This window comes from Moorena sp. SIO2C4 (assembly GCF_010672485.1).
Lineage (GTDB): Bacteria > Cyanobacteriota > Cyanobacteriia > Cyanobacteriales > Coleofasciculaceae > Moorena > Moorena producens.
The window spans coordinates 1-6,879 of record NZ_JAAHGN010000348.1; the positions used below are offsets into that span (position 1 = coordinate 1).

At 45.6% G+C, this 6,879-nt stretch carries 5 protein-coding genes; 1 reads left to right on the forward strand and 4 read right to left on the reverse strand.

Annotated elements, in window-relative coordinates:
* Nucleotides 1-103: 103 nt before the first annotated feature.
* The 3 genes from F6K20_RS18410 to F6K20_RS18420 all read right to left on the reverse strand — a co-directional run bounded on the left by F6K20_RS18410 (nt 104) and on the right by F6K20_RS18420 (nt 3,055).
* Complete coding sequence (locus F6K20_RS18410; protein WP_287295577.1) at nt 104-1,177, reverse strand: argininosuccinate synthase; 1,074 nt, start codon at nt 1,175-1,177, stop codon at nt 104-106.
* Between the two features lie 84 nt (nt 1,178-1,261).
* Nucleotides 1,262-2,488, reverse strand: coding sequence for a SpoIID/LytB domain-containing protein (locus tag F6K20_RS18415; protein ID WP_287295578.1), 1,227 nt, complete (start codon nt 2,486-2,488; stop codon nt 1,262-1,264).
* A gap of 153 nt (nt 2,489-2,641) precedes the next feature.
* Nucleotides 2,642-3,055 (reverse strand): hypothetical protein, encoded by a 414-nt coding sequence (locus tag F6K20_RS18420; RefSeq protein WP_287295579.1) that lies wholly within the window; start codon nt 3,053-3,055, stop codon nt 2,642-2,644.
* A gap of 326 nt (nt 3,056-3,381) precedes the next feature.
* Here F6K20_RS18420 and F6K20_RS18425 point away from each other — a divergent pair, with 326 nt between their 5' ends.
* Nucleotides 3,382-3,525 (forward strand): hypothetical protein, encoded by a 144-nt coding sequence (locus F6K20_RS18425; RefSeq protein WP_193374690.1) that lies wholly within the window; start codon nt 3,382-3,384, stop codon nt 3,523-3,525.
* 1 nt (nt 3,526) lies between these two features.
* Here the strand turns inward: F6K20_RS18425 and F6K20_RS18430 are convergent.
* On the reverse strand, nt 3,527-6,879 hold a 3,353-nt coding region (locus F6K20_RS18430; RefSeq protein WP_287295580.1), incomplete at its 5' end, for an adenylate/guanylate cyclase domain-containing protein.

Sequence of the window (6,879 nt, forward strand, 5' to 3'; positions counted from 1 at the left end):
CTAAATATATTTAGCTGTTTACCAGGCTGTTTTATTTTAAGCGGTGGGGATTATTATTATTATTCAATGTGAATTATTCAAAATACGCAGTATTAAATTGCGCTCAGTCGCATGTGTTTTCTTTTGGTGGACATGGGATGAAAAGTTTAACCTTGACTGTACCGGATACCCGCTCCTGGGTTTTTTGAATGAAAGCATCCAAAGCCTCCTTAAGAGGACTATACCACAAGCCTTTGTAGACCATTTGACTGTAGGTGTCTTCAAGCCCTCGCTTGTACTGGGTAACATCAGCAGTCAAGGTCAGACTTTCCAAGTCACGATGAGCTTGGATCAACACCGATAGGGCTGGTGTTTCGTAAATTTCTCGGCTTTTGATACCGACTACCCGGTTCTCAACCATGTCAATCCGTCCCACACCATGATTGCCAGCCAACTCGTTCAGTTGACTAATAAAAGTCACGGGGTCAAGGAGATTACCGTTAAGAATAGTGGGGACACCCCGCTCAAAGCCAATTTCAATATATTCTGGCTCATCTGGCGTATTTGCGATCGCTTTTGTCATGGCATAAACTTCCTCTGGTGGTTCTACCATCGGATCTTCAAGCACCCCCGCTTCAATACTGCGCCCTAGCAGGTTACGGTCAATGCTGTAGGGGGAAGACTTTTTGACTGGTGAGGGAATACCAAAGCGCTCACCATATGCGATCGAGTCTTCACGAGAGAACCCCCACTCCCTAGCTGGTGCCAATATTTTCAAGTTGGGGTTAAGGGCGATAATCGACACATCAAAACGCACCTGGTCATTGCCCTTACCGGTACAACCATGAGCTACCGCATCTGCACCATATTTTTCAGCAGTTTCCACCAATAATTTAGCAATCAGGGGACGAGCCAGAGCAGTAGAGAGGGGATAGCGACTTTCATAAAGAGCATTAGCCTGAATTGCTGGAAACGCATAGTCCTTGACAAAGCTGTAGGTAGCATCAGCAACCAAGGATTCTGTTGCCCCAGCGTCCAAAGCTTTTTGTCTGATTGGTTCTAATTCATCTCCCTGACCTAAATTTGCGGCTAGGGTGATCACCTCTTTGACTCCCCATTCTTCTTTAAGATAAGGGATACAAACCGAAGTATCTACGCCACCGGAATATGCTAGAACAACTTTTTCAGCACGGCTCATGATAGTTTCACCCTGTGGAAAACAACAAAATATCTATTCTATCCACATATTTCCAGAATATGGTTGCTGAATTGCCACAAAACTCTAATCGTAATCCGCCTCAACAGTATCAATCCAAGCCAAACTAGTGCCTGGATAATAGTTGCCTAAAATTTCTTGATACGTGTAACCCTGCTTAGCCAAGTCACGAGCTCCGGTTTGACTCATACCCTGACCACCAAATACATTTTTGACAATATGGTCAGAAGCCGCGTACAAGGATTCTACCACCCCACCTTTGTAACTTAGAAAAATGCCGCGAGTTTCTTGAACTGCCTGAGCCGTGGTGTTCCACTCATATTTGATTCCTTTGTAAACTTGCCAACGCTGAGTGTTTCCCAAATCATAGAATTTACTAGCGGGTCGAATCGCATGAACCAAAGCATAGGAGCGAGCAGCAATGGCTTGTGCTTTGAGAGCTGCCATTGGCCAACTAGGATACACTTCCGCTCCCACCACCGAAGTCAGGTAAAGCTCAAGGTCAACGTAGTTTACTGCCAAGATGCTATCTCCCTTAGAAATCAATAGCAAATCCCCTCGATACCACCGGTTTCCTACTAATACATACCCTCCATTTGTGGGCTTCACCCAAAGCCCTGCGGGGGTCTTATAGTTACCAATTTGAATATAGTCCCCTAATGGTTTAACATTACTTCCCTGATTGGCGGTTAGTTTACCCAGGGGCTGACCCCTAGCATCCAGCAACTCACCCGGTGTTGAGGTAGCCACTACCAGAGACTTAACACCATTAGCTACAGCAACTCGAATTTCTAGGATCGGAGCATCATTCAATGGCTTTGCTGCTGGTTGCTGATTTTTGGTAGCCGCTTCAGACTGGCTGGGCGGCTGGTTGTTGTGATTAGAAGACTCAGTCTTGGCTGATTTATCCGATTTATCCTGGGATTTATCCTTGGTAGTAGCAGTAGCTTGTTTCGTGCCCTGGTTGCTAGCGGTTGATGCTTGGGTAGCTTTAGTTTGGGCTAGGGTTGGTGAGGGTGGTGAGTTAGAAGCAGTAGAATTCTCATCCTTGGGGGTAGGAGATTGGGATGGTTTTGGATCTGTGGCGGTAGAGGTTAGTTCGGATGTGGGAGTCTCCTCGTTGTTAGCCAGCCCATCCGATTCAGGGGAAACTTGATCTGGGGAATTTGGAGCAGAAGAGGTTGAGGAAGATGTTTCTAACTCAGAGCCAGGTGACAGAGATTTCGCTAAGACTAAAGGTACAGATAGGGCAATTGAAAATAGGGCAATTGACCACAACACTGATTTCTTCATTCGTAAGTAAAATTAAACACTTGCTTCACCGGCTATTACACTATATAATACAGCGGTCTTATTGGGATTCTGGACAGTTAGAGATAGTTTCTCCCCTCCTTAGTTTGTTAAAGAAGGGGAGCAAGGGTGATTCCTGAAAACCGCCGTTTACTGTCACTGACAGAAAGCCTGGAATAACAGATCAGGATCAAAAGAATTTTCGATTTGTGGGTTTACCGTCAAAAAACCGATTTGAGCCTTTCTGTAATAAATTGCAGGGGGTAATTCTGTGCTGGGGTTATAGGCACTGAGGTGTGAGTGAGAACTGCCATAATTTCCCTCCCGATTCCACACACTATCAACGCCCGACAGATTACCATAATCCCCTAGCTGATTACAAATCGACTTTTCATCCACAGGGTTACTAGACACTAAACCCAGGAAAGCACCATCAGCTCCCACCAAGTAAGCACGACCATCAAGTTCAAACAGTGTTTGGGCAAGACTGCGACTGGCCAAACAGTTACCGAACACCAGGGAGATACCTAACATCAAACCAATCTGTTGGGTAACAGAAACTCTGCTCATGGTTAACCTAGATTTTAGTAAATCAGAAATATTTATTCCTCTAGGATTCCCATCAGACTCCGTCAAGGAACACCTGGCTAAAAATTTCTATCCAAAAGCAGAAGCAGATGGAGGATTAATAAGGTAAGGGCTAGTTAACAGTCAAGCTTTGATCCCCCCAAAGATCGGCAGGCGGTCAACCTACCCTACGGGAACGCCAAAGGCGAACAACCTTGGGCTTTCGGCCACGCTACGCGAACAACCTTAAACCTTGGGCTTTCGGCCACGCTACGCGAACAACCTTAAACCTTGGGCTTTCGGCCACGCTACGCGAACAACCTTAAACCTTGGGCTTTCGGCCACGCTACGCGAACAACCTTAAACCCTCAACCTTCAACCCTCAACCTTCAACCCTCAACCTTCAACCCTCAACCTTCAACCCTCAACCCACCCTACTTCGGACGCCAAGGGCGAACAACCTTCAACAATGAGTTACTTTCTTCCAGTCAGCCAATAGGTGATCATCTCTCCTTTGCCCTTAACATTAATAATCCCTCGCTCTTCAAACAAATACTTGTCTCGTAAACGCTCGTAAGTGTTAGCAGTAACTTGAATTCTCCCAGGTTCCCCTTGAGAGTCCATCCGAGATGCCACATTAACCGCATCGCCCCACAAATCATAAATGAACTTCTGGATACCGATCACCCCAGCTACCACAGGACCAGTGTTAATCCCGATGCGCAGGCGGAATGGTTCCCCATCATGCCGCTGGAAACGACTAATTTCCTGTTGGAGATCCAATGCCATGTTTGCGATCGCTTCTGGATGGTCATCCCTAGGGTTTGGTAGACCACCAACCACCATGTAGGCATCTCCAATGGTCTTAATTTTCTCTAATCCATGGTGCTGCGCTAGTTGGTCAAAGCTTGAGAAAATTTGATTAAGTAGATTAACCAATTCTGTGGGAGAGATGCGAGCAGAAAGCTTGGTAAACTCCACAATATCAGCAAACAGAATTGTTACTTCGTCAAAGCGATTCGCAATAGCTTTTGGCTCTTGTTTTAATCGTTGGGCGATGGAGTGAGGTAAAATATTCAACAACAAGTGTTCCGACTTTTCTTGTTCAGCTCTCAGTGCTGCTTCTGCCTGTTTGCCCTTGGTAATGTCGGCTACAGTGCCTTCGTAGTATAGTAGTTTCCCTTGAGTATCACCCACAACACGAGCATTCTGAGACGTCCAGATGATTTGGCCATCTTGTCGATAAACCCGAGCTTCAAAATCAGAGATAGCACCATGCTCCTCAACCGCAGCAATAAACTCAGCATAGCTGTTGGGGTTGACATAGAGTTGCTGTTCAATATCGGTCACTTTAGCCACTATTTCTTCTGGGCAAGAGTAGCCATACATCCGAGCTAAAGCTGGATTGACACTGAGATACCGCCCATCTGGTGTAATCTGAAAAATCCCCTCAGCGGCATTTTCAAAGATGCTACGATACTTCTCTTCAGCTTCCTGAAGTGCATCTAGAACCCGTTTGCGCTCTGTAATATTACGAGCGACCCAAATCACACAATTGTTTGGCAGGGGTGAGACACTCGCAGCAAACCACACCTGGGAATTATCACCTCTAAAGTGTGAAGTATGAAAGGGTTTTTCAGTTTGCTCCACTAGCTTTTGGCCATTGAATTCCGAAAATTTTTCATAATCGGATGAATTGTGATAATATTTGTTAGTGTGATGCCCTATATTCTTGGAATCGAAGTCCGAAAGTTTGTGGCCATTCAAGTCTGAGTTAGAACTAATTTCATCCTTAATACTTCCTACTTGATAATTTCCTATAGGTAAGCTGTATTCTATATTCAGGGTTTGTTTAGTATCTAAGACTTGCCGGATATGGGTGACAAAAAGTTCAGCTTGCTTGGGGGGAAAAACCTCGTAGACACTCTTACCAAGTAGTTCGGTCGTTGGACTATATAAAACTTCAGAATTGGTGGAGACTACTTTCATGTATCGTCCTTGAGCATCAAAAACGGTAATCACATCGGTCATCGCCCCAAATAGCACCCGCAACTCAGCTTCGGATTTACGTAGTGCTGCTTCGATGTGTTTGCGCTCTACAATCTCAATCCGTAGTTGATGATTGGCGTCCCGTAGTGCTGCTGTCCGTTGCTCCACTCGGGTTTCTAACACTTCATTGGCTCTTTGCAAGGCTTCCTGAGCTTGCTTACGCTCAGAGATGTCTTCCACAGTACCTTCGTAATAGAGCAGATTGCGATGCTCATCTTTAATGGCACGGGCATTTTCGCAAATCCAAGTCAAACTGCCATCCTGGCGATAGACTTGGGACTCGAAATCCACTAAGGTACCATTTTCTTCCAACAACTGGATGAATTGGGAGCGACGGTTCGGATCAACATAAAGTTCCTGCTCAATATTCGTGACAGTATTAATTAATACTTCTGGGGACTCATAACCATAGATGCGAGCTAAGGCTGGGTTAGCACTGAGGTAACGTCCTGAGGGGGTGGTTTGGAAGATGCCTTCTACAGCATTTTCAAAAATATTGCGATATTTCGCTTCAGCTTGCCTCAGGGCTTCTTCAGCTTGCCGACGCTCGGTAATATCAATCCCAATAGTGAAAGCAGCTGAGCCTTGATGGTACTTCTGGGCAACAATCACATAATTGTGCTTTTTGTGATTAACAATAGCCGAAACCTCTCGGCAAGCATCTTGTTCTGGGCTGGCAAAAAACTCCTTGACAAAGTCATTAAACTCTGAGCTAGCCTGAAGAAAGCCAATGTCTTGACCCACAAACCCCTCTGAGGACAAGTTAAACGTTTTGGCTAAATGGCGATTCACACCCAAGTAGAGCAAATCCGAACTAATCCAAGAGACAATTCCCGGTACTGCCTCCAACACGGCCTGTAACTGATCTTTGGTCTTGCGCAGGTCATCAAGAGCCTGCTGACGTTCGGTAATATCAATCCCAACGGTGAAAGCGGCTGAGCCTTGATGGTACTTCTGGGCAACAATTACATAGTTTCGCTTTTCGTCATTAACAATAGCAAAAACCTCTCGGCAAGCATCTTGCTCTGGGCTAGCAAAAAACTCCTTGACAAAGTCATTAAACTCTGAGCTAGCCTGAAGAAACCCAATGTCTTGACCCACAAACCCCTCTGAGGACAAGTTAAAAGTTTTGGCTAAATGGCGATTCACACCCAAGTAGCGCAAATCCGAACTAATCCAAGAGACAATCCCTGGTACCGCTTCCAACACTGCCTGTAACTGATCTTTAGCTGCCCTGAGTTCTTCTTGAGCTTGCTCACGCTCTCGCACCTCCATCATAAGCTGAGCATTAGATGCTTTTAAGTCAGCTGTGCGTTGTTCAACCTTGAGCTCCAGCTCATCGAAGGCTTTCTGGAGTTCTGCTTCAATTCGTCGCCGCTCAACTATTTCATGTTTCAACTGTTCCGTTGCCATTTCTAATGCTTGTGCATTGGTCTCTAGATACCTAGCTTTTTCAATCCATTGAGCAACCTCAGCCAATAATTCAATCACCACATTTGTGCTGTAGGGTTCGATCAATGGTGTGGCCCTAGCCGACCCATTGTATTGGTGAGTTCGTGCATCTGAGGCACAGTTACAGGTTTCAACCCCTAACCAGGGTAGGGGTTTAATCGGACGTTCACTGGTAAACAGAATTTCAAATTGTCCAGTCGGCAAAATCCGTCCAATCCGGCATTCTTTGCCAATATGGTGATTGGGTTCGATTTGGATTAATCCTCCCGGAGCATCAAATTTCTGACCATAAGCTGCCACCCTTACCCGGTCTACCTCAAATGATT